A 21053-nucleotide genomic window follows, 5' to 3' on the forward strand; every position below is an offset into this window, starting at 1 on the left:
GCCATATGCCATATACAGCCTTAGCCTTATATGCCATATGATAAATAAGATCTAAAATATTAAAAGACAGTCTGTTTTGAACACTTAGGCCATTTGCCTGTAATAGTAATAGTAGAAAGAAGATAGATATACATAAGAAGTTCAGCTATTCTTGACAAACAGCGGAATCGCCATTAAAAGATAATACCAAGGCGCAAGATTGGAAGACCATGGAGTACGTAGCATCGTTAGCATTTGCTAAAGAGAGGGACCAACAGGATCCATTAAATAAATTCAGAGACCAGTTTTATTTCCCACAGCGTAACGGAAAGGATGCTATTTATTTATGTGGCAACTCGCTCGGATTACAGCCAAAGAACGTGAAAGCGGCTATAGAACAGGAATTGACGGATTGGCAACAATGTGCGGTAGAAGGTTATTGGGCGGCTAAGAATCCATGGTTATATTATCAACAATATTGCAGTAAACCGTTGACAGCCATTTTAGGGGCCAGCCAGCAGGAGTTGACAGTAATGAATACGCTTACGGTAAATCTGCATCTGATGATGCTCAGTTTTTACCGGCCAAACAAACAGCGATTTAAAGTGTTAATGGAAGCAGGGGCTTTTCCCAGTGACCAATATGCGGTTGAAACGCAGGTTAAGTTTCACGGTTACGATCCTGAAAGTGCGATTATAGAAGTTTCCCCGCGACCCGGAGAATATTTGATAAGATTAGAAGATATTTTAGAGATTATTAACAGAGAAAGTGATAGCTTAGCATTAGTTTTATTTGGAGGTATAAATTACTATACCGGACAGTTTTTTGATATACCCGCTATAACAGTTGCTGCTCATAAGGCAGGCGCTTACGCAGGTTTCGACCTGGCACACGTAGCTGGAAATATACCGGTAACTTTGCACGATTGGGAAGTAGATTTTGCCGTTTGGTGCTCTTATAAGTACCTGAATGGCGGTCCCGGCGCAGTAGGAGGCGCTTTTGTGCATGAGAAACATGCCAGTAACCGCGATTTTCTTCGTTTAGGTGGCTGGTGGGGCAATGAAGAGAGTGCACGTTTTAAAATGGARAAAGGGTTTGTGCCTAAAAAAGAAGCTGAAGGATGGCAACAAAGCACCGCTCAGGTGTTCAATATGGTTAGCCTGAAAGCCTCCCTGGAATTATTTGAAGCGGCCGGTATCGGCGCTTTGCGTATCAAAAGTGAAGGAATGACCAATTATCTTGAATTCCTGTTACGACAGTTAGAAGGCATAGATTTCCAGATTATTACACCGGAAAAAATTAATGAAAGAGGCGCTCAATTATCTTTATTGTTCCTGGACAAGGGTAAAGAAATACATCAACGAATGACCGATGCCGGAATAATCGTTGACTGGAGAGAGCCTGGAGTTATCAGGGTATCACCGGCACCCTTATATAACTCCTATCAAGACGTATTTCATTTTTATGAAATCATAGCTAATATTGCTTCAAACGCTTAATTAAGTAAGATGACTTTTGAGAGAAACGAACGCCCCCGCAGGCCTTATTCTTCTGATACCAACAAAGAGAATGATCCCAATAAGGAGAAAGGCGATGACAAACCCAATGTAAATAACGAGCGGGAAGGCGGCAAACCCGACTACAACAGTGGAAGCTCTGAGGGGCGCCCTGGTTACAATCGAGAAGGCGGATATCGTCCGCGCACAGACTACAATCGTGATGGCGGCACTGGTGGCGGCTACAACCGTGAAGGCGGAAGTGGTGGTTACAACCGTGATGGCGGTGGCGGCGGCTACAACCGTGATGGTGGTAGCGGTGGCTACAACCGTGATGGCGCAGGTGGCGGCTATAGCGGCGGCGGTGGTAGTGGTTATGATCGCGGCGGCAGCGGCGGTGGTGGCTACAATCGCGGTGGCGGCGGCTATGGTGGCGGCAGCGGTGGTGGATACGACCGCGGTGGCGGCGGTGGTGGCTATAATCGCGGCGGTAGCGGCGGTGGTGGTTACGATCGTGGCGGCAGTGGCGGTGGTGGATACGATCGCGGCGGCAGCGGCGGTGGTGGATACAACCGTGGCGGCAGTGGCGGTGGTGGTGGCTATGATCGCGGCGGAAGCGGCGGTGGTGGTGGTTACGATCGCGGCGGTAGCGGCGGCGGTGGTGGATACAATCGCGGCGGTGGCGGCGGTGGTTACGATCGTGGCGGCAGCGGCGGCGGTGGTGGATACAATCGCGGCGGTGGCGGCGGCGGTTACGATCGCGGCGGTGGCGGCGGTGGTTACAACCGTGGCGGTGGCGGCGGTGGTTACGATCGCGGCGGCGGTGGCGGTGGTTACCGTGGTGGTGGAAGCCCAAGACAGGGTGGAAGACCTCAACGCTTTGAACCAAAACCTGATAACAAAATTTACTTTATCGCCCTCCTGCCAACTGCAGAAGTAGGTAAAGAAATCATAAAAATCAAACAGGAATTTGCAGAATCATATGGTCCTATGTACGCATTGAAAGTATTGCCACATATTACCCTGCAGGTACCTTTCACGGCTGATCCGGCATTGGAAAAAGCTTTCTGTGATGAACTGACGGATTTTGCCAAAACACAGGCACCTTTCGAAGTTTCCCTGAAAGGCTTCGGTACTTTCCCGAACAAACAAAACCGTGTACTCTTCATCAACGTGGAAAAAAGTGAAACCATGTCTGCAATGCACCGTCAACTGATCAACTTCCTGCGTAAGGAATTTGGTTTCAGTACGATGCTGGCTCGTACAGGATTTACACCTCACGTTACCGTGGCCTTTAAAGACCTGGAAGATGATCAGTTTAATAAAGCATGGCCCGACTATGAAAACAAGGAATACGAGGCTACCTTCAAGGTAAATAACCTCTACTTCCTCCGTCACAACGGTAAATCATGGGAAGTGCTGCAGAAATGCAAATTAGGTGGTGCCTGATAAAAGCCCCTCCTGTAAAATAAAAAAAGGCCTCCGCTAATGCGGGGGCCCTTTTCGTTTTATAAACACAGACAGTATAACAGTGTAGGTTATACGAAGTTAATCGCTCATTGTTTGATCACTTTGCCGGATCCTACTATATTACTTACTACTACAGGCTCACCTTTGTAATGAACCTCCCCGCTGCCGCTGATATCCACATCCAGGTACTGACGCACAAATGCTTCTTGCTCACCAGAACCACTGATCGTGATATTGGCTTTTTGTACTTCCATATCAATACCAGCTATGCTGCCACTGCCATTGATTTCGCTGTTATGCGTATCGGCATTGCCCTTCAGTACCATATCCCCTGAACCGTTAATCGTGGTAGTCAGGTTAGTAGTAGTCAATGTAAGCCATCCTTTACCACTGCCATTAATTTCATACTTGAAAAGAGAACTACGTATGGTGTCCTGATTATCTGCCGTACCTGATCCATCAAACTGCAGCCGTTGAAAAATAGGACTCTGTACATATACTTTTATAGGCAGATGATTCTTGATATGTGTCCGCTCCCGGATACGCACATACAATGTATTGCCGCGTACACCTGTTTCTACCACGCCTATAATATTATCTTCTGCTTTTATTTCCAAAGCAGTCACCGCAGCCTGTTTCAGGTGTACCTCAAAATCTCCCAATACTTCCACATCCGTGAGCGCACTAATACTGCGGGTTTCAGACACTATATGGCCGGAACCGCTGATATTATCTTTGGTACAGCTGGAAAGTATAATGCTGAAGATCGCTATCATCAAAAGCAGCCATCCAATACTTAAGCTGGTGTATGTAATTATAAATTGCTTTTTCATATCGTCACTTTTAAGGAGCTTTAAGAAATGACGTGTATGGAAGAACATACCCCTATGCAGAAAAATATTTTCCGGAGAAGAGAAGGAGAGAGGAAGACCGGGAATGGCCATCCGTACGGAAACAGGTATAAAAAAATAAGCCGGCCGTACAGACGTACGGAACCGGCTTTTTGATTAACCCCTATGAAAACAAACTATTGCTCTTATTTAATGTGCTAATTTAATTTCTCCCAAATCAGTGGACTTTCCTTCGTCCACCTTTACATCAGTAACAGTTGCAGGCTTAAAAGGCGCCTTCGCCCCTATAATAACGGTATATGCACCCACTTTCGCATGTTCAAAACTAAAAGCGCCATCGGTAACAGGTGATGTTAATGTATCTGTTCCCTGAATGGCCCAGGCTTCAGTGGCTCCTTCTGCCGGTGTTACTTTACCTGCTATGGATCCACCATCAACGCCCTTAAATGCGAATGCTCCAAACGCTACAGCTGCAAGTGCTAACATGCTTACTTTTATCTTCTTCATAGCTTACAATTTTAAATGGTTTAACAATAAAGGTTATATGGCAAGTAAAGGTGTTAGCATTGTTTTATTCTGTTTTTAAAGATGTAAAAGAACTTTGTTGTTGAAGCACAATTTTGCAATTACGATGCCATAATATTTTGAACACCTGCCATTTAACATATCTTTTGGAAGACATTAACAAATCTGATAAGACATGAAATAAAACAAAAAAGCCCTGTCTATACAGACAGGGCTGGGAATTATTTATACAGACGTTTATTATCTTCTGCTATTCAGATTCATTAATAAGCGCAGTATTTCAAGATATAACCAGATCAATGCAAGCAGCAAAGAGAAGGAAGCATACCATTCAAAATATTTTGGTGCGCCCATAGATGCTCCTGTTTCGATTTCATCGAAATTCAGAATGAGTCTTAATGCAGCAATAGCTACAATGAAAAGGGAAATACCAATGCTCAGTGGGCTACCCGGCGCTAATGCAGGCATACTTACATGAAACATACCTAATACAAAGGTGGCCAGATAAAAGATCAGGATTCCCAGCATCGCCGTGAAAATGATCGCCCTGAGTTTTGCAGTAGCCCGTATCACACCTGTACGATATAATACCAGCATGGCCACGAATGTACCGAGCGTCAGACCTATTGCCTGGAAAGCAATACCCTGGTATTTAGCATTAAATAAAGCAGTAACGCATCCCAGAAACAAGCCTTCCGCAAGCGCATAGGCGGGAGCGATATATGGTGACCATTCTTTCTTAAAAATCATTACAAACGCCAGGATGGTGCCAACGACAGCGCCACCTATTGCCAGTAAGCCGGCCTGACCGGTTTCTCCTTTGGTGATTAAGCCCCAGCTATATACGGCTGCGGCCAGTAATAACACAAACAGGAAAGACATTTTGTTAACAGTGCCACGTATCGTCATGGATTCACCCTGGACAGGCGTTGCACGACTGTACACATCTTGATTCAGTACAGGGTTGTTCGATTGAAACAGTGCCATAAAGTATAGTTTAAATTTATGGGTTAAAAATACGATTTGATTTGATAAAAGGACATTAGAATCCGGTAAACACTGCCAAAATTAGCATTTCTATAACCAATAACTACCGGTTATCACCCATAACCAGAAGTAATGGGAATACGCTATTTATACCGTAATAGTCTACTGAAGTTGTGTACTTTTGTGATCGGATCGGGAATAATATTCGCGGGTAGCATAATACTACCGCCCGATTACCTAAATTTACATCTTTAAAAAGAATACCTTAAAAGAATAAATAGATGCCTAATACTTCGATTCAACAGCTGGAGGATGTAGTGATAAAATTTGCAGGCGACAGTGGAGACGGGATGCAGTTAACAGGTACCCAGTTTTCAAACAACACCGCTTTGTTCGGCAATGACCTCAGCACATTCCCGGATTTTCCGGCGGAGATACGTGCCCCAATAGGTACCTTGCCCGGCGTGAGCGGATTCCAGCTACATTTCTCTTCTAACAGAATATTTACCCCGGGTGATGCCTGTGATGTACTGGTAGCCATGAACGCTGCTGCGCTGAAAGCTAACCTGAAAGGACTTAAGAAAGGAGGGATCATCCTGGCCAATACCGATGGTTTTGACTCCAAGAACCTCCGCCTGGCCAACTATCCGGAAGGCGTTAATCCGCTGGAAGATGGTTCCCTGGCTCCCTATCAGCTCCATACCATGGACGTGACCAAAATGACGCGCGAAGCGCTCAAGGACATGAACATGGGTATGAAAGAGAAAGACCGTGCAAAAAATATGTTTGTACTGGGATTCCTCTACTGGCTGTACGACCGTAACATGGAGAATACCGAGGTATTCCTGAAAGATAAGTTTGGTAAAAAGCCAGATATCCTGGAAAGTAACCTGAGAGTGCTGCATGCCGGCTACAACTTTGCCGATACCGTAGAAGCCTTTACTACCCGCTACCGGGTGGAAAAAGCCCGCATGGAACCGGGTACCTACCGCAGTATCACCGGAAATACGGCGCTGTCATACGGACTGGTAGCAGCTTCCCAGAAAGCTAACCTGCCCCTGTTCCTGGGAACTTATCCTATTACACCGGCCTCCGATATCCTCCATGAACTGAGCCGCTTTAAGAATTTTGGCATCCGCACCTTCCAGGCAGAAGACGAAATTGCAGGGATTACCTCTGCTATTGGCGCTTCCTATGGTGGACATATGGGGATTACCACCACTTCCGGCCCGGGTATGGCATTAAAAGGCGAAGCTATGGGACTGGCAGTAATGCTGGAAATTCCGTTGATAATCGTTGATATTCAACGTGGAGGTCCTTCTACCGGCTTACCTACCAAAACAGAACAATCCGATCTGTTACAGGCGTACTACGGCCGTAATGGAGAGTGCCCGATGCCAATCGTTTCTGCATCCACCCCGGCAGATTGCTTTGAGGCGGTGTTTGAAGCATTCCGCATTTCCGTGCAACATATGACACCGGTTATTTTCCTCAGTGATGGGTACATTGCCAACGGTTCCGAACCATGGCGCTTCCCTAAAGCTGCTGATCTCCCGTCTATTGAAGTGAAATTCAAGAAAGGACTGGAAGAAGGAGAAGAACAATTCCTGCCTTATCACCGTGATGAAAACCTGGTACGCCCCTGGGCTGTTCCTGGTACACCCGGCCTGGAACACCGCATCGGTGGTCTGGAAAAGCAAAACATCACTGGTAACGTAAGCTACGACCCGGAAAACCACCAGCTGATGGTGAAGATCCGTCAGGAGAAGGTAGATAAGATCGCAGATCATATTCCACTACAAAAAATTGAACTCGGCCCGGAAAAAGGAAAAGTGCTCGTGCTCGGCTGGGGATCTACCTATGGTGCTATCAAAAGTGCCGTACTGGACCTGATAGCAGAAGGACACGAAGTAGCGCATGCACACATCCGCTATATCCGTCCTTTCCCTAAAAACCTGGGCGAAATACTCCACAGCTACGATAAAGTACTGATCCCGGAAATTAATAATGGTCAGCTGATCAAAATTATACGTGATCAATTCCTGATCGATGCACAGGGTTATAATAAGATTATGGGTGTTCCTATTACCAAAGGTGAATTGATCACTAAGATCAAAGAAATGCTGGCATAGGTTCCTCCACAACATATTATTTTATTGCACAATAAAAAATCCTGTCCGTTGTGACAGGATTTTTTGTATTTTCCTGTATCGGCAGACTATTCACAGCTACTTCTGCCAGGATTTTTTTAGTTTAAGTTTACTATTATGTATAGCCTTTTTCGTGTATTGCTAACCGTTGTAACAGTAGCTGTATTGTATTTGCAGGCAAATGCCCAAACTAATACTTTTGAAGTGCGGATCGCAAACCATGCGGTAGGTACAATAGAAGCTAACAGGAAAACGAACGGACCGGTAAAAAGTATCATTATCAAAACGCGTATCCAGGTGATGCTGTCTAAAATTAACAGCGATATTGCCAATGAATACAGTAACAATGTGCTCTCTTCTTCTAAATCTTCCCGTATATCCGGTAAAAACGGGGAAGATAAAAATACCACGACCACTCGTAATGGTAAAGAATATACGATTACAGTGAACGGGGAAAAATCGGTGATCAATAATGCCGAAATAGAAGAATGTGTGGCAGATCTTTACTTTGCGGAACCCAAACAGATCACCCGTGTGTTTTCTGAAACATTGGGCAAGTTTCTGCCGCTGAAATCTATCGGAGGAGGAATGTATGAGCTAATATTGCCCGAGGGGAAAAAGAACGTGTTTAAATACGAAAACGGTACATTGGTATTGGTAGAAGTGAACCACACTTTCGGCAAAGCTTTCTTTGTGAAGGTCAGCTAATACTTTGTCTGCCAATGATGGTGATTTCCCCGATGGGCGAAGACGGCAGACAATGCTATCATCTTCGCACACCTGGTTTATCATAAAAAGATCTATACTGTTTGCTCAATAATCTGCCCGGACACTTTATCTTTCAGGATCAGTTTCCTCGCCCCAAAATGCGTCATTTCTTCTTTCACCAGGTAGTATTGATCGTTATAATCTGTTAATGTTTTGATTTTGGGAACACCTTCCTGTCCACGCCATATGTCTAATTGTACCGGCTCCCATTGCCTGGTAGCGGCACTTTTATAAGCGGCATCCAGGATCGCATTTACCACATAGCCATCATAGAATGTTTCTTTGGCTGCATGTCCACCCTCCATAGCGTTGAACATATCTGTGAACATGTGATTATATCCCAGTTCATTGAGTTCATCGCCTACCGGAAATAACCAGCCGGTGTTGCTCTCTGCTTTTTCAGCTACATAATCAGCACCTTTGCCGGTGGTAAACATATCAAAGCCGGTACGTAAAAAACTGTTGGTCCAGATCGTTCCTTCTGTGCCCATGACTTCATCACGCAGATCCAGTCCGCCGCGGAAAGTCCAGCTCACTTCAAACTGACCGATGGCGCCGTTTTCATATTTTACCAGCCCGATAGCATGGTCTTCTGCATCAATCGGCTTTACCTGTGTATCTGCCCAGCACATTACTTCTACCGGTCTGATATCTTTCCCGATAAAATTGCGGCCAATTTCCACGCAATGGCAGCCCAGGTCAAGGATACAGCCGCCACCGGCTTGTTCCTTATCCCAAAACCATTCACTGTGAGGGCCAGGATGCGTTTCCCTGGACTTGGCCCAGAGTATCCTGCCTAACGCGCCACTCTGTACGCTTTCTAATGCTTTCAGAAATTTGGGTGTATATACCAGGTCTTCCAGGTAACCATGGAAGATACCGGCTTTTTCAACGGCTTCCAGCATTCTCTTTGCTTCTGCTGCATTGCGGCCCAGGGGTTTGGTACAGATGACCGCCTTTTTGTGTTTGCAGCAAAGCAGCACCGCTGCCTCATGCAAATTGTTGGGCAGCGATATACATACTACCTCCACCTCCGGATTAGATACCGCCGCTTCCATCTCTGTTGTTTGGTGTGCTACCTGGTAATCTTCCGCAAATTTCTTTGCGCTTTCTTCCCTGCGGGAATACACACTTACTATTTTATCGCGGCTGCGCTGTCCCTGCAATGAATCTGCATAAAACCGCGCAATAAAGCCTGAGCCAAGCATTGCTATTTTTGCCATAGAAACCGTTTTGCCGATGATTAATTTTTAAGAACCTTCTCTTTATTGCTATCTCTGAAAAATAACATAAACAGTACTAATACTACTGCTGCAATACCAGCAGGTATAAGCCAGATGATATGCCAATCGTGGCTTTTTTCACTGGTTTGGTAAATATCAACAATGCGCCCGGAAATGAGGAATCCAATGAGCATACCTACGCCATAGGTCGCTAATGTTACAAAGCCCTGGGCCGAGCTTTTAAATTCTTCCCCTGCAATTTTATCTGTATAAATCTGTCCGGTTACAAAGAAGAAATCATAACAGATGCCATGTAAAATAATACCTATAATCAGCATCCAGTAGTTTCCATCCACATTACCGAAAGAGAACAGCACGTAGCGCAATACCCAGGCCAGCATACCTAATGCCAGCATCTTTTTTACCCCTAAGCGTGCAAAGAATAATGGCATTACCAACATAAACAGGAACTCTGACATTTGTCCCATGGTTTGTTTACCAGCAGCGGCATTCATGCCTATTTCATTCAGGAACAGATTGGTGAAATTATAATAAAATGCCAACGGAATACAGATAGCAATGGATGCCAGGAAGAACAGGAGGTAGGCGCGGTTCTTCAACATGCGGATAGCATCCAGACCAAGTATTTCGTTGATAGAAATCTTTGTTCCTTTTTTAGCAGGTGGTGTTTTCGGCAGCGTGAAACTGAAAAGCCCTAACAGGATAGAAGCACCTGCGGCCATTTTAAAGGTAAGGTCTAATGTATTGGATTTTTCCCATTGCAACCATGCAATCAGTAAACCGGCAATGATCCAACCTACGGTACCGAATACACGAATAAAGGAAAATTCTTTACTGGGGTCATTCATCTGTCGGAAGGAGATAGCGTTTACCAGTGCCAGGGTAGGCATGTAAAGGATCATGTATACAAGTAATACGGGATAGAACGTGTCGTAGGTTGTCATGCCGGAACAAATCCACAGCATTGCCGCACCTGCCAGGTGTATTACACCCAGAATGACCTGTGCAGAAATAAATCGGTCTGCAATAATGCCCACAATGAAAGGGGCAATCACCGCACCGATGGATTGTGTAAGAAAGGCATAGCCAATTTGTTCTCCCACTTTTTCGTTGGCGCCATGGGCCAGCCCATTTGCTACAAACGTGCCCAACGTCACAAACCATGCTCCCCAGATAAAGAATTCGAGGAACATCATGAACGATAGTTGTATCCTAACAGCTGATTTCATAACGACTAATGCTTTATTGATTGAATCTTAATGAACTGCTTAAGTTAATAAAAATTGGGAATTGCCCATTAAATTAATGATGGACAAAAGAAACTTTTTGCGTTCACAAAGTACTGGTCCTGATCTTTGTGCCGGGCATTACCGAAATCTCGGAACCTGCCGCCAGCAAGGCGCTGCGGGGAGGTTGCTGCAGCATGTTTTCAAAATCTGCACCGTAGAGGGCCCGGGTACTGCAATGATAATCGAAACTGGTAACCGGATGTGTATGCCACTGAGGATGGGTAACCTGGTATTCGCCGGTAGTAAGGTCATCTACCCGTGTATAACCCCAGTAATGTTCTGTAATAAATTCTTCTTCACTGCCGGTGATGATAGGTTGTGTGGCTTGTAATGCAGTGGCCGTTAAATGATTCCATTCATTATTTACTTTCCATTTATACGCTACTTTCAACGTATCTGCATCCGGGTATTCCCAGCTGTGTTCCATGACATGTGTAGCGTATTTTTCTTTGTAAATAGTATTGGCCACAAAGGTAATAAATGGTTTGGGTACCAGCTCTTTTACAAATACCACCCCTCTTTTCCATACTCCGTTTTGTTTATAGCGGACATAGAAACGAAGATTTACTTCTTCAAAAGTACGGTGGCCGGGTAAACTCAGCCCTTTTACCCGTGTGTCCTGGAACAGGAAGCCTACCAGGCTTACATAGCTGGTATTATTCCAGGTATCCAGTTCTGTATGTGCAGGTAAATATGCTTTGAGTACTGCCGGATCAGCTTCAAAGTTGATCATCAGCAAGTTTCTCCAGGCAGCAGTCAGAAATGGGCGCATAGTTAACTGGCTTTTATAAGTTTGGCATAATACTTACACGCCGGTCTTAGTCCGCATTCACCGCATTTTGGGCTTCTGGCCACACAAATATATCGGCCATGTAAAATGAGCCAGTGGTGTGCAATATGTACTTTCTCTTTAGGAATATGTTTCAGCAGTTGAAGCTCTGTTTGTAGCGGCGTTGTGGCATTGGTGGTAAGGCCAATGCGGGCGGATACCCTGAACACGTGGGTGTCCACTGCCATATTGGGCTGATGATGTACTACAGAGGTAATCACATTGGCCGTTTTGCGGCCTACGCCGGGCAGCTTGATCAGTTCAGGTACTGTAGCAGGTATTTCCCCATTGAAGTCTTCTACCACCATTTGTCCCATTCCTATGAGGTGTTTGGTTTTGTTGTTGGGATAGCTGATACTTCGGATCAGGGGAAACAGGTCATCAAAGGTGGCCTTACTGAGGGCATATACATCCGGATACTGTGCAAAGATGGCAGGAGTGGTCATATTCACCCGTTTATCGGTGCATTGAGCAGATAGGATAACAGCTACCAGCAATTGGTAAGGATTGTCGTAAATGAGTTCCGTTTCGGCATTGGGAGCATGTTCCTCAAAGTACTTGAGAACAAATGCATAACGCTCTTTTTGAGTCATGCCATAAAGATAGGAAAAATGAAAAAAGTAAGGTCAGCTACTACTTTTCTTCCTGAGTTTGTTTGTTGGCAGCATAATCAAAGATTAGCTGGAGGGTGGCTACCCGGGGAGCATAGCGTACCGTGTTAAGGGCAGCTTTGGTATTGTCAAAACAAGCCTGCTCTTCCTGGGTTAAAGAAAGTTCCTCCTGGTGATGTTTGATGTCGCTCTTTGTAACAAGACACAGGGTTGATAGTACAGAAAGTGTAAAATTACTCATGCATTATTATTTTAATACTAAAATAGGTTCTGTTTTATAACGAAATAAGCGCGGAATCTATTGTTAATTTAAGATAAATTTTTAAGAAATGCAAGGGCAGTGCGTGCTTAAGGCTTAGGGGCAGGGGTGATAATGAAGAGGTCCTCGTTATCTTTTTTCATATAATATTTCTCGCGGGCAAACTTTTCCAGTTTTTCGGGGCTGGAAAGCAATTCCTGTTGCTCTTCTTTGGTTTGTTTGATTTCCTGGATAAAGAATTCCTTCTGGCTTTCCAGTTTATTTACTTCCGACTGGAACTGATATTGGGACATCAGGTTGGTTTTGTCCAGGAAGGCGATCCATATTACAAAGGCAGCGAAGGCCATGAAGAACTTATTCTTCAGGAAACTCGGTACTTTTTTGATGGATGTAGACCAGGACATATGGCAATTTACTAAAGAATTACGAATTACAAATTACGAATTACGGGGAAGGAATGATCCCCGATAGTTCGTAATTTGTAATTCGTAATTTGTAATTTATTTTTTAACGCTGATAGAGTTGGTAGGATAAATCGCTACTTCACCCAATGCTTCTTCGATACGGAGTAACTGGTTGTATTTCGCCATACGGTCAGTACGGGAAGCAGAACCGGTTTTGATCTGCCCGCAATTCAGTGCTACTGCGAGGTCAGCGATGGTAGTATCTTCAGTTTCGCCGGAACGGTGGCTCATGATGGAAGTATAACCAGCTTTGTGTGCCATGTTTACGGCATCAATTGTTTCTGTTACAGTACCGATCTGGTTTACTTTTACCAGAATGCTGTTAGCGATACCTTTGTCGATACCTTCTTTCAGACGCAGTACATTGGTTACGAATAAATCGTCACCTACCAGCTGAACGCGGTTACCGATAGATTCGGTCAGTTTTTTCCAGCCATCCCAATCATCTTCAGCCATACCGTCTTCGATAGACACGATAGGATATCTGTTAGCCCAATCAGTCCAGAAAGCGACCATTTCATCGCTGCTGATTACTTTTTGGGAGCTCTTATAGAATTTGTAGCTCTTGGTAGCATCATCATACATTTCGCTGCTGGCAGCATCCAGGGCAATAGCTACCTGGGTACCTGGTTCGTAACCAGCTGCTTTGATAGCTTCCAGTACCGTTTCGATAGCTTCTTCGTTGCTCTGGATTTCAGGAGCAAAGCCACCTTCATCACCTACGTTGGTGCTGTAACCTTTCTTTTTCAGTACGGATTTCAGGTGGTGGAATATTTCCACGCCCCAGCGCAGACCTTCAGAGAAAGAAGGAGCACCTACCGGTACGATCATGAATTCCTGGAAGTCAATTTTATTATCCGCGTGCGCACCACCATTGATGATGTTCATCAAAGGAATAGGCAAGGTGAAAGCGTTTACACCACCGAGGTAACGGTAAAGTGGTTGGTTGCTTTCTTCAGCAGCAGCTTTAGCTACCGCCATGCTCACTGCCAGGGTAGCGTTAGCGCCCAGTTTGGCTTTATTTGGAGTACCATCGAGTTGAATCAGGAATTTATCGATGCCGGCCTGGTCTGTAACTTCCCAGCCTATCAGCTCTTCAGCAATGATGTCATTTACGTTATTAACGGCCTGCAGYACGCCTTTGCCCATGTAAACACTTTTATCATTATCACGCAGTTCTACCGCTTCGTGCTTACCTGTGGAAGCACCGGATGGAACGGCTGCACGACCAAAATGGCCGTCTTCTGTGGTTACATCAACCTCAATCGTAGGATTACCACGGCTGTCGAGAATCTGCCTGGCATGGATTTCTGAAATAGTACTCATAATTCGAAAAGTTATTATTGTTAGCGATTTATATAGCGAGTTAGCTGTTAGCCTTTAGCTGTTAGCTTTTAGCAAATGCAGCGAAGATTAACATATGGTAGTCTTCGCTGCATTTGCTAAAAGCTAACAGCTAAAGGCTAACAGCTAATCAGAGCTTTTCGTCATTTCCCGGAAAATTGTTTCCAGGCTTTGTGAATTGCTCTGCAAAGAAAGTATGTTCCTGTTATTAATCAAAGCAAATTGTAACAGGTTTTTTCTCACTTCGTCTACCTGGCTGGTAAATAATTGCCAGCTATGGTCTTCCCGGGCCACCACGCGTGTGATTCCGCCGATGGTCAGCAACTCGGTTTCCGTAACAGGTTCCGCAAAGGTAACCTGTAAATAACCGTTGGCCGTATTGTTTTGCTGTAAGATGGATAATTTATCGTCTGCTACGATTTTTCCTTTGTTGATGATGATTACCCGGTCACAAAGTGCCGCTACTTCCTGCATAATATGCGTGGAAAGGATCACCGTTTTGTTGGCACCCAGTTCTTTGATCAATTGCCGGATATCCGCCAGCTGATTTGGATCCAGGCCCGTGGTGGGCTCGTCCAGGATCAGCACTTCCGGGTCATGTAGTAAGGCCTGCGCCAATCCCACCCGTTGTTTGTACCCGTTAGACAATGCGCCAATCTTTTTGTGACGCTCCGGTTGCAGCCCGGTGAGCTGCATAACCGTTGTAATCCTTTCTGCTCCTGCCTTTCCCAACTGATGAATACCAGCTACGAACTCCAGGAACTCCCGGATATACATATCGTAATACAAAGGATTCGATTCCGGCAGGTATCCCACTCTTTTGCGTACTTCCAGCGACTGGGTGACAATGTCAAAACCACATACACTGGCCTTTCCGCTGGTAGGCGGTAAAAAACCGGTAATCATTTTCATGGTGGTGGATTTTCCGGCGCCGTTAGGCCCCAGAAAACCAGTGATTTCGCCCTTTTTGAGTTCAAAGGAGATCCCATCTACCGCCCGCTGTTCGCCATATACTTTACTGAGTTCTGATACCTGGATAGACATGTATGCTTGCACGTTTTGCGGGAACTAATGTACTATAAAAAGAGGATAAACTATAACGCTGCCGCCAGCAGGGGATTGAGTGGACTTTTCGTGGTAAAAATACAGCCCGGTAGTACGTTTTTTACCGGATCCGGAACGGTTTTAAAGCCTTCCGGTACGCTTTTACACTAATATGGTACTACTTCTCTTAAATATATATATATTTATAGCCAAATTAACTAGCACATATATGTGAACAGAAATACCTGCACTGACATTGGCATATAACTTGCATTTAACCTGATACCTATACGTTATATAACCTATACAGGCAAAGCACTACATATAAAATCACTTTCATGCTTCAACCCAATACTTGATGTCAAACTTTCTAAAAAAAGCAATGGGCCTTTTTGTGGAATTTGAACCCGACGAAAACAGCGATGTCAGGAGGCCGGAACAGCCTTCCCTGTCGCAAAAATTCCCGCTTAGTAATCCTTCAGGATCTGCGCCAGCCCGGCCACCAGGACCTGTTGCCCTGTCTGCCGCAGATATGGACAAGTTTGAGCAGCATTTCAGTGCGCTGTTTGAAAAAAGCAACTTTCCCGGACCTGATTATTACGAGTTCTGGAAAATGATGGACACACTGGAAGCGCATGTAAAGGACGAAAACGCCCGTATGGCAGCCGTGTATGCTACACTCAGCATTCAGGGCCTCACCAAAAACAGGCTGATTGAAAGCGCTGCCCAGTACAAACAAATCATTGAACAAGATAAGGCTGAATTTGAAAAAGCTGCCAGCGACAAAGCCGCTACGGAAGTAGATGGTCGTCATCAACAGCTGAAGGACATGGAAAAGAAAATGGCCGATAACGCCGCTCTGATCCAGCAACTTACCAAAGAAATCACCGAAGCACAGGCTAAGTCAGAACAGCTCAGGGCGCAAATGGCAGAACAGGAAGAGAAAATAGTAGCGAACCGCCAGGGTTACCAGGTGGCTTGTGAGGCTATGGTTAGAAAAATAAACACAGACATTCAAAAAATAGAAACATCGCTTTAACGCTATGGAAACGCAAATCTTTCCTGCCGCTGAATCGGGGCAGAAACTGAAATCTTACTGGAACAGACCGGGCGGTAAATTTGGACTCCTGATCGGATTAGGACTCCTGGTAGCTATCGGGTATTATGTAATCCCCATCCTCACCGCCGTTGTCTGGAACACACTCAACTTCGGTATTGCACTGGTGTGCCTTGGCGTATTCCTGTACTGTATCACACATCGTAAACTTCGCCTTAGCCTGTTTTACCTGTATGAGTGGCTCATGAAGAAACTCGTAGGACTGGTGATTGAACTCGACCCCTTCCTCATTGCAGAAGATTATATCGGCGACATGGAAGAACAGCGTGAAAAGCTGTACGCTCAATCCGTTGATGTAGACGCACAGAAGGAAAAGATCGACCTCAAAATCAGTGAAAAGGAAAAGGAAATGACGCAGCTCCTGAGCCGCGCCAAAGCCGCCCAAAATAATAACATGTTGCCGGAACTGGGTAACGCTACCAGGCAGATTGCCCGTGTGAAAGAATACATCGCACAGCTCACGCCTATACGTGATAACCTCGCCCGCATTGGTGACTACCTCACCAAAGTGCATAAAAACAGTGGTTACATGATTGAAGATGCCCGCAATGAACTGGAACTGAAAAAAGACCTTTACAAGTCTGTCACCTCCGGTAACAAAGCGTTATCATCTGCACTCAAAATTTTCAACGGAGATCCGGAGAAAAAACTGATGGTAGAGCAGTCTATGGAATTCCTGAAAGAGGATATTGCGACCAAACTGGCCAGCATGAAAAAAGCCATCAACTATTCTACAGACTTCATGCGCTCTATAGACCTGGATAATGCCACCTATGAGCTGCAGGGACTGAAAATGCTAGAGTCTTACGACCCCGATAAAACATATAAACTGGATGTACAGAAGTGGGAGCCTTCCCGTGAACCCCATCAACCGGGTACTGTTCGTACTGACAACTACAACGATCTGTTAAGTTAACAATAACCTTTAATCAACAAATATTACAACTATGGCCGTGAAAGTAAAACCCGGTGGAAAGGTTTTTGGCATCGTACTGCTGTTAGGTGCCATCTATGCAGGAAAAGTGTTATGGTGGGATAAACGCCCACAGGAAGCTAAAGCAGCTACCGAAATTGGGAAAGTAGCCTTGCCGGATGCGGCAGAAGCTTCCCTGGGTGGTAATGCCGTGAAATTGCCTTTACCGGAAAGTACAGAAGCATTAAATGGCGGTACTAAAATATCCTGGCGCGTAATGGCGTGGAACTCTCAGTTCGCGCTGATGTACGCCAACGGTGGTGTAAATACCACCAAAGGTTCACTGATAGATAAAGCAAAACTGCAGTTGCAACTGGTACGCCAGGACGACTGTAATAAATCACTGGCAGACATGGTAAAGTTTGCACAGGACTATAAAAAAAATCCTAACACCGCAGGGGTATTTGCTTCCTTCATGGGAGATGGTATGCCGGCCTTCTTTGCCGCACTGGCAAAGGAACTGGAACCACTGGGTGCTGACTACCAGCCTATCGCTTTCTATACCATGGGTAAAAGCTATGGTGAAGATAAACTGATGGGGCCTGTAGAATGGAAAAAAGATCCTAAAAGTGCCATGGGTAAAACTGTTGCTGGCGTACTGCGTGATGGTGATATCAACATCATGCTGAAATGGGCTGGTGATAACGGCATCCCTGTAAATCCGGACGAAACTTCTTATGACCGCAATGCGATCAACATCATTGCTGCCAACGACTTTCTGGATGCCGGTGCGAAATACATCGCAGGTTACAAAGAAACCCGCAAACTGGTGATCGATGGTAAGAAAACCAGCAAAGACACTACTGTTGGTGTGGATGGTGTGGCTACCTGGACTCCTGGTGACGTGAATATTGCACAGAAGAAAGGTGGTCTGGTGAATATTGCATCTACCAAAGAATACTCTTCACAGATGCCGAACATCACCATTACCATTAAGAAATTTGCTTACGATCACCGTACAGATATCGAAAACCTGATCATTGCGCTGGCTCAGGCCGGCGACCAGGTTCGTTCTTACAACGAAGCAAAAGCCTTTGCAGGTGATGTATCTGCGAAAGTGTACAACGAGCAGAATGGTGCTTACTGGCTGAAATACTACAATGGTGTGGAGGAGAAAGATGCGCAGGGCCTGAATATTCCTTTGGGAGGATCTATGGCATTTAACCTGACAGATGCTGCCAACACCTTTGGTATGGGTAAAGATGCCATTGACCGTTACAAAATAGTGTACACTACTTTCGGTGAAATCCTGACCAGGATGTATCCTGAAATTATGCCTACCTATCCGGTATATACCCAGGTAGTAGATAAGTCCTTCCTGGCCTCTGTGGTGGCTAACCACCCTGAGTTACTGGAAGGTGCTGCTATCAAGGAAAAATATGCGGAGAGCATCACTTCAGAAGTATCTTCCAAATCATACCAGATACAGTTTGAAACTGGTAGTTCTGTGATCAAAGCTGCTTCTCACGCCGTACTGGATGAAATCCTGAAGAGCGCTGTGGTAGCGGAAGGTTTGAAAGTAGGTGTGTATGGCCATACCGATAATGTAGGTAATCCAACTGCCAACGAAAAATTATCCAACGAACGTGCTGAATCCGTAAGGAAATACCTGCTGGATAAAGGCTTACCAGAAGCACGTATCGAATCAAAAGGTTATGGTGATACCAAGCCTATCGCAGATAATACTACCAATGATGGTCGCGCGAAAAACCGCCGCGTACAGATCGTATTAGGTCAATAATATGAAATTGTCTGAATGGTGAATCAGCGCTGTTCAGACAATTTTCTCTCCGACCCATTTACACATTGACTCAATAACTTTAGACGTGATAAAATCTTTTTTTGAACCACTGCGTATACTCAACCGCCGTGCGATGTTGTCGCTGGTGATTGCTGAGGCTATAATAGCATTGGTATGCTGGCAGCTGAGTGGAGGTGGTTTAATTCCGACTCCGGTAAAAGTATTGCAAACACTGGGTAAGATAGTGCAGGATCCGTCTTTCATCGACAACCTTTTCAGTAGCCTGGTACTGACCATCAAAGGCATGTTTATTTCTATTGTCATCGCCCTGGTGATCAGCTATCTTTCTATTGTTCCGTTTTTTAATCCGATTGCACGTTTTGTAATCAAGTGCCGTTACCTCACCCTTACCGGCTTAACGTTTCTCTTCACCCTGTGGACACAGGATGGGCACGAACTGAAACTCAGTCTGCTGATTTTTGGTATCGTTCCGTTCTTTGTTACCTCGCTGTTGTCTGTAATCGATGGCATTAATAAACAGGAATTTGAGCTGTGTACCACACTGCGTATGAACAGCTGGAAAACCCTGTGGGAAGTAATTATCGTAGGACGACTGGACCAGGTTTTTGAAGTAATGCGGCAGAACTTTGCCATTGCCTGGCTCATGATCACCTCCGTAGAAGGACTGAGCATGAGTGAAGGGGGACTTGGTGTAATGCTGATCCGCGCTAATAAGTATGTACAGCTGGATGTGGTATTCGGTACCCTGGTGATCATCTTTCTGCTGGGCATCTTCTTTGACTATATTCTCGGCAAATTCCGGGAGTGGTTATTTCCTTACACTAAACTCACGACCCGCTGATGAACACCAACGTATATACGAAACATGCGCCGTTGCTGTGTGCGGAACACATTACGCTGAAATACGGTGAGAAAACCATTCTCCGCGATATTAATTTCTGTATCCATGATATTCACCGTCCTGATGTACAACAGGGACAGGTGGTTTCATTGATTGGACGCAGTGGCATTGGTAAAACTCAGTTGTTCAAAACCCTGTCAGGACTGATTCAGCCCACAGAAGGAGTGGTGAAAATAGATACGGACCAACACCCGGTGAAAGCAGGAGAGGTGGGCATTGTACCGCAGAATTATATCCTCTTTAACCACCGTACTATTTATCGTAACCTTAAGATAGGACTGGATAATGCTGCCGTGAAGCTGACAGAAGACGAGAAAAAACACATCATTGAAGATTATGCGGCTACCTTTCAACTGACAGAGCACCTGAACAAATACCCGGCGCAAATCAGTGGTGGACAACGTCAACGTGTTAGTATCATTCAACAAGTACTTACCGGCAACAAGTTCATTTTACTGGATGAACCCTTTTCCGGATTGGACGTTCTCATGATAGATAAGGTGATTCAACTGTTGATAAAAGTATCAACACTGCATGAAGAAAACACCCTGATCATTGTGAGCCATGATATTGAAAATGCGGCCGCTATTTCCGATACCGTTTGGGTATTGGGAAAAGAAGAAAATAAAGAAGGGGCTACCATTATACAGGAATATGACCTGTGCAAAATGGGATTCGCCTGGCAGCCTGAAATCCGTAAGGAACCCGGATTCCAGGAGCTTATCAGCACTATTAAAAAACAGCTGTAGCTTACCAATAGTTTTTTAATTTTTTTGGGGAGATGGATACTGCCACAGCGGTATCCATCTCCCCAAATCTTTTTCCTATGGTATATATTAAAAACTGTTAAAACTGATGGAGGGAAAAAGGGCATCCGCATGACAAACTTCTCTTTTCCCTACATTTGCAATATTATGAAGAGAGTCATCGGTCTATTTTGTTTACTACCGCAATTATTACAGGCGCAAACCATTCCGGTAAAGGACTATC

Annotated in this window: 20 protein-coding genes; 9 read left to right on the forward strand and 11 right to left on the reverse strand. The window is 45.0% G+C overall.

All coding sequences use genetic code 11. The annotated features are described in order from the left end of the window. The first annotated feature begins 209 nt into the window (after positions 1-209). Positions 210-1478 carry a kynureninase gene (gene kynU, locus AC1DP6_RS20415; RefSeq protein WP_477056481.1) on the forward strand — a complete coding sequence of 423 codons (1269 nt, stop codon included), beginning with the start codon at positions 210-212 and terminating at the stop codon, positions 1476-1478. A gap of 9 nt (positions 1479-1487) precedes the next feature. Continuing rightward, positions 1488-2924 carry a 2'-5' RNA ligase family protein gene (locus AC1DP6_RS20420; RefSeq protein ID WP_477056482.1) on the forward strand — a complete coding sequence of 479 codons (1437 nt, stop codon included), beginning with the start codon at positions 1488-1490 and terminating at the stop codon, positions 2922-2924. A gap of 107 nt (positions 2925-3031) precedes the next feature. Here the strand turns inward: AC1DP6_RS20420 and AC1DP6_RS20425 are convergent, their stop codons facing one another. The 3 genes from AC1DP6_RS20425 to AC1DP6_RS20435 form a co-directional block, all read right to left on the reverse strand. Then, positions 3032-3778, reverse strand: coding sequence for a head GIN domain-containing protein (locus AC1DP6_RS20425; RefSeq protein ID WP_477056483.1), 747 nt, complete (start codon positions 3776-3778; stop codon positions 3032-3034). Between the two features lie 207 nt (positions 3779-3985). Continuing rightward, positions 3986-4303 carry a carboxypeptidase-like regulatory domain-containing protein gene (locus AC1DP6_RS20430; protein WP_441576410.1) on the reverse strand — a complete coding sequence of 106 codons (318 nt, stop codon included), beginning with the start codon at positions 4301-4303 and terminating at the stop codon, positions 3986-3988. A gap of 258 nt (positions 4304-4561) precedes the next feature. Beyond that, on the reverse strand, positions 4562-5308 hold the full coding sequence (locus AC1DP6_RS20435; protein ID WP_477056484.1) for a Bax inhibitor-1/YccA family protein: 747 nt from the start codon (positions 5306-5308) through the stop codon (positions 4562-4564). Between the two features lie 281 nt (positions 5309-5589). Here AC1DP6_RS20435 and AC1DP6_RS20440 point away from each other — a divergent pair, with 281 nt between their 5' ends. Both AC1DP6_RS20440 and AC1DP6_RS20445 read left to right on the forward strand, forming a co-directional pair. Next, positions 5590-7440: a 2-oxoacid:acceptor oxidoreductase subunit alpha gene (locus AC1DP6_RS20440; RefSeq protein WP_441576412.1), complete on the forward strand. Its 1851-nt coding sequence runs from the start codon at positions 5590-5592 to the stop codon at positions 7438-7440. A gap of 135 nt (positions 7441-7575) precedes the next feature. After that, positions 7576-8166, forward strand: coding sequence for a DUF6134 family protein (locus tag AC1DP6_RS20445; RefSeq protein ID WP_477056485.1), 591 nt, complete (start codon positions 7576-7578; stop codon positions 8164-8166). A 92-nt stretch (positions 8167-8258) separates the two neighbouring features. Here the strand turns inward: AC1DP6_RS20445 and AC1DP6_RS20450 are convergent, their stop codons facing one another. The 8 genes from AC1DP6_RS20450 to gldA form a co-directional block, all read right to left on the reverse strand. Beyond that, complete coding sequence (locus tag AC1DP6_RS20450; RefSeq protein WP_477056486.1) at positions 8259-9449, reverse strand: Gfo/Idh/MocA family protein; 1191 nt, start codon at positions 9447-9449, stop codon at positions 8259-8261. Between the two features lie 20 nt (positions 9450-9469). Beyond that, positions 9470-10699 (reverse strand): nucleoside permease, encoded by a 1230-nt coding sequence (locus AC1DP6_RS20455; protein ID WP_477056487.1) that lies wholly within the window; start codon positions 10697-10699, stop codon positions 9470-9472. 103 nt (positions 10700-10802) lie between these two features. Then, positions 10803-11531 (reverse strand): YqjF family protein, encoded by a 729-nt coding sequence (locus AC1DP6_RS20460; RefSeq protein WP_477056488.1) that lies wholly within the window; start codon positions 11529-11531, stop codon positions 10803-10805. Between the two features lie 2 nt (positions 11532-11533). Beyond that, on the reverse strand, positions 11534-12181 hold the full coding sequence (gene nth, locus AC1DP6_RS20465) for an endonuclease III (protein ID WP_441576417.1): 648 nt from the start codon (positions 12179-12181) through the stop codon (positions 11534-11536). A 40-nt stretch (positions 12182-12221) separates the two neighbouring features. Then, positions 12222-12440, reverse strand: coding sequence for a hypothetical protein (locus AC1DP6_RS20470; protein ID WP_331969349.1), 219 nt, complete (start codon positions 12438-12440; stop codon positions 12222-12224). A 107-nt stretch (positions 12441-12547) separates the two neighbouring features. Beyond that, positions 12548-12862, reverse strand: coding sequence for an FtsB family cell division protein (locus tag AC1DP6_RS20475; RefSeq protein ID WP_477056489.1), 315 nt, complete (start codon positions 12860-12862; stop codon positions 12548-12550). A gap of 96 nt (positions 12863-12958) precedes the next feature. Beyond that, positions 12959-14248, reverse strand: coding sequence for a phosphopyruvate hydratase (eno, locus tag AC1DP6_RS20480; protein ID WP_133807419.1), 1290 nt, complete (start codon positions 14246-14248; stop codon positions 12959-12961). Between the two features lie 144 nt (positions 14249-14392). Then, a complete protein-coding gene (gldA, locus tag AC1DP6_RS20485; RefSeq protein ID WP_477056490.1) occupies positions 14393-15310 on the reverse strand; it encodes a gliding motility-associated ABC transporter ATP-binding subunit GldA in 918 nt (305 codons plus the stop codon). Positions 15311-15668: 358 nt separating this feature from the next. On the opposite strand from gldA, the gene AC1DP6_RS20490 reads away from it, so the two are divergent. The 5 genes from AC1DP6_RS20490 (at position 15669) to AC1DP6_RS20510 (ending at position 20812) form a co-directional block, all read left to right on the forward strand. Continuing rightward, a complete protein-coding gene (locus AC1DP6_RS20490; RefSeq protein WP_477056491.1) occupies positions 15669-16349 on the forward strand; it encodes a hypothetical protein in 681 nt (226 codons plus the stop codon). Positions 16350-16353: 4 nt separating this feature from the next. Further along, a complete protein-coding gene (locus AC1DP6_RS20495) occupies positions 16354-17343 on the forward strand; it encodes a hypothetical protein (protein ID WP_441576422.1) in 990 nt (329 codons plus the stop codon). A 31-nt stretch (positions 17344-17374) separates the two neighbouring features. Continuing rightward, positions 17375-19141: an OmpA family protein gene (locus AC1DP6_RS20500; RefSeq protein ID WP_477056492.1), complete on the forward strand. Its 1767-nt coding sequence runs from the start codon at positions 17375-17377 to the stop codon at positions 19139-19141. 85 nt (positions 19142-19226) lie between these two features. After that, positions 19227-20003, forward strand: a complete 777-nt coding sequence (locus AC1DP6_RS20505; protein ID WP_477023476.1) for an ABC transporter permease — start codon at positions 19227-19229, stop codon at positions 20001-20003. Continuing rightward, positions 20003-20812 carry an ABC transporter ATP-binding protein gene (locus AC1DP6_RS20510; protein WP_477056493.1) on the forward strand — a complete coding sequence of 270 codons (810 nt, stop codon included), beginning with the start codon at positions 20003-20005 and terminating at the stop codon, positions 20810-20812. Before AC1DP6_RS20505 ends, AC1DP6_RS20510 begins: the two co-directional genes overlap by 1 nt. The last annotated feature ends 241 nt before the right edge of the window (positions 20813-21053 follow it).

Source organism: Chitinophaga sp. 01L420 (assembly GCF_056399985.1).

Excerpts from the sequence above, each read along its gene's own strand:
- AC1DP6_RS20425 (WP_477056483.1), bottom strand. The coding sequence starts at position 3,778 with ATGAAAAAGCAATTTATAATTACATACACCAGCTTAAGTATTGGATGG.
- AC1DP6_RS20495 (WP_441576422.1), top strand. The coding sequence starts at position 16,354 with ATGGAAACGCAAATCTTTCCTGCCGCTGAATCGGGGCAGAAACTGAAA.
- AC1DP6_RS20460 (WP_477056488.1), bottom strand. The coding sequence starts at position 11,531 with ATGCGCCCATTTCTGACTGCTGCCTGGAGAAACTTGCTGATGATCAAC.
- nth (WP_441576417.1), bottom strand. The coding sequence starts at position 12,181 with ATGACTCAAAAAGAGCGTTATGCATTTGTTCTCAAGTACTTTGAGGAA.
- AC1DP6_RS20440 (WP_441576412.1), top strand. The coding sequence starts at position 5,590 with ATGCCTAATACTTCGATTCAACAGCTGGAGGATGTAGTGATAAAATTT.
- AC1DP6_RS20450 (WP_477056486.1), bottom strand. The coding sequence starts at position 9,449 with ATGGCAAAAATAGCAATGCTTGGCTCAGGCTTTATTGCGCGGTTTTAT.
- AC1DP6_RS20470 (WP_331969349.1), bottom strand. The coding sequence starts at position 12,440 with ATGAGTAATTTTACACTTTCTGTACTATCAACCCTGTGTCTTGTTACA.
- gldA (WP_477056490.1), bottom strand. The coding sequence starts at position 15,310 with ATGTCTATCCAGGTATCAGAACTCAGTAAAGTATATGGCGAACAGCGG.
- AC1DP6_RS20500 (WP_477056492.1), top strand. The coding sequence starts at position 17,375 with ATGGCCGTGAAAGTAAAACCCGGTGGAAAGGTTTTTGGCATCGTACTG.
- AC1DP6_RS20435 (WP_477056484.1), bottom strand. The coding sequence starts at position 5,308 with ATGGCACTGTTTCAATCGAACAACCCTGTACTGAATCAAGATGTGTAC.
- AC1DP6_RS20455 (WP_477056487.1), bottom strand. The coding sequence starts at position 10,699 with ATGAAATCAGCTGTTAGGATACAACTATCGTTCATGATGTTCCTCGAA.
- AC1DP6_RS20430 (WP_441576410.1), bottom strand. The coding sequence starts at position 4,303 with ATGAAGAAGATAAAAGTAAGCATGTTAGCACTTGCAGCTGTAGCGTTT.
- AC1DP6_RS20445 (WP_477056485.1), top strand. The coding sequence starts at position 7,576 with ATGTATAGCCTTTTTCGTGTATTGCTAACCGTTGTAACAGTAGCTGTA.
- AC1DP6_RS20490 (WP_477056491.1), top strand. The coding sequence starts at position 15,669 with ATGTCAAACTTTCTAAAAAAAGCAATGGGCCTTTTTGTGGAATTTGAA.
- AC1DP6_RS20475 (WP_477056489.1), bottom strand. The coding sequence starts at position 12,862 with ATGTCCTGGTCTACATCCATCAAAAAAGTACCGAGTTTCCTGAAGAAT.
- AC1DP6_RS20420 (WP_477056482.1), top strand. The coding sequence starts at position 1,488 with ATGACTTTTGAGAGAAACGAACGCCCCCGCAGGCCTTATTCTTCTGAT.
- AC1DP6_RS20510 (WP_477056493.1), top strand. The coding sequence starts at position 20,003 with ATGAACACCAACGTATATACGAAACATGCGCCGTTGCTGTGTGCGGAA.